Source organism: Streptococcus sp. HMSC034E03, assembly GCF_001811505.1.
Lineage (GTDB): Bacteria > Bacillota > Bacilli > Lactobacillales > Streptococcaceae > Streptococcus.
Genome location: NZ_KV804926.1, coordinates 1 through 1,487, shown reverse-complemented (window position 1 = coordinate 1,487; position 1,487 = coordinate 1). Strand labels below are relative to the sequence as shown.

Below are 1,487 nucleotides of genomic sequence, written 5' to 3'. Positions count from 1 at the left end.
AAGTGGTATTATCTCAAAGAAAATGGCGCCATGGCCATTGGCTGGGTGTTTGTGAATGGCAAATGGTACTATCTTGATGCTTCAGGAGCAATGGTCACTGGCTGGGTTCAATACAAGGACAAACTATACCATCTCAAAGAAGAGAATGGCGAAATGTCTTCAAAAGAACTTGTCAAAGTCGAAGGAGGCTGGTACTACGTCAACGAAGATGGCAGCCGTTCAGACAAACCAGCATTTAATGTATTACCTGATGGACTAATTGTTACCACTAAATAAAGAAAGGAGATTCTATTTTTCTTCTTAATGACCCGCAGGCAATAGCTTGCGGGCTTTTTTGTTTGTTCAAAATAGAAAAAGCAGTGACCGAAATCACTGCTTTACCCATTATAAATTATTTTAGAACTCTAATAAGTTACTTTCAACAACCGCATTGAGAGCTAGAGATTTGCTTCCACAATCTTCAAAATCAATAGTGATTATGCCATCTTTGATTTCTGTTACTTTACCCGTTCCAAATGTTGGATGTTTAGCTGTTGAACCTATAACGTCTTTGTGAGACTCAATCCATTCCTTGACTTTCTCATTTTCTTCTTGATCCTGCAGAAGACCAGACTGTTTCATCAATTCAACCACCTCAAAATATCCATCTACAAATGTCTGTTTGAAATCTGGCCCCATAGACAATTCTGAACGTTTTACAGGCTCACCCAAACCTAGCATTAGTTTAATAGCTTTCAAAATGATGTCATCAGGGACGTTGCGACTGTCAAGCTGTCCGCCAACTGCGTCACCATAAACACCGTAGAAATGCCCATCTTCGTCATCAATACCATAAATATCCATGATGTTACTTGTCCCAAGATTGCAATAAACTGCTCCATCTTCATTTACAATAGCATACGATACATCGTTATTTTTAATTTCTTCAAGTAGTTGTCTTGCGTTTTCCATTTCTAGCTCCTCCGCATATTTTTGTAATTTTTCTGCTGTCAATAAAGACATTTTGTCCAAATTTGTTTTTCCACTTCTAAGATCTGAGACTGTCGTCCAAGGCAAATCTGCCCCTTTAGCGATTGCGCTTGTGCTCTTTTTGCTTTTTAATACTTTTTCTATTTGCTTTCTCATCTTTTTGCCCTCTTAAATAAAAATAACTCAATAAAACGATCAGTATATTTATGATTAAAATTTCCATGGTATTGTTCCTATTTTATGGTATAATAGGGAGTGAGGGGAGTGGTAGCTCCCCTATTCCCAAGGCGATTACTTAAACTTGCGAGGTCTAGGTTTTCGCTTTTTTTCTTTGCTCCAAATGTGATATGTAGCATATGCACCAGTTAGAGCTGTGATGTAAGCTGGCCCGTTATCAATTAGCTTTTCAACCAATCTGAGCCAATCATCTTTGTCCATTTTCCTCACCTCCTTTCCTTATCTTGATTATATTATATCACGGTACACCGAGAAAGTCAAGCGTTTTGATAAAGTTTTTT

Annotated in this window: 1 protein-coding gene and 2 pseudogenes; 1 reads left to right on the top strand and 2 read right to left on the bottom strand. The window is 37.9% G+C overall.

All coding sequences use genetic code 11. The features are described from left to right. Positions 1-276 (top strand): annotated as a pseudogene (locus HMPREF2805_RS00280) (lysozyme); the annotation flags it as partial. 687 nt (positions 277-963) lie between these two features. Here the strand turns inward: HMPREF2805_RS00280 and HMPREF2805_RS11605 are convergent. Both HMPREF2805_RS11605 and HMPREF2805_RS11190 read right to left on the bottom strand, forming a co-directional pair. Then, a pseudogene (locus HMPREF2805_RS11605) lies at positions 964-1,125 on the bottom strand (DUF3553 domain-containing protein); the annotation flags it as partial. 135 nt (positions 1,126-1,260) lie between these two features. Next, positions 1,261-1,407, bottom strand: a complete 147-nt coding sequence (locus HMPREF2805_RS11190) for a hypothetical protein (RefSeq protein ID WP_007519127.1) — start codon at positions 1,405-1,407, stop codon at positions 1,261-1,263. Positions 1,408-1,487 lie beyond the last annotated feature (80 nt).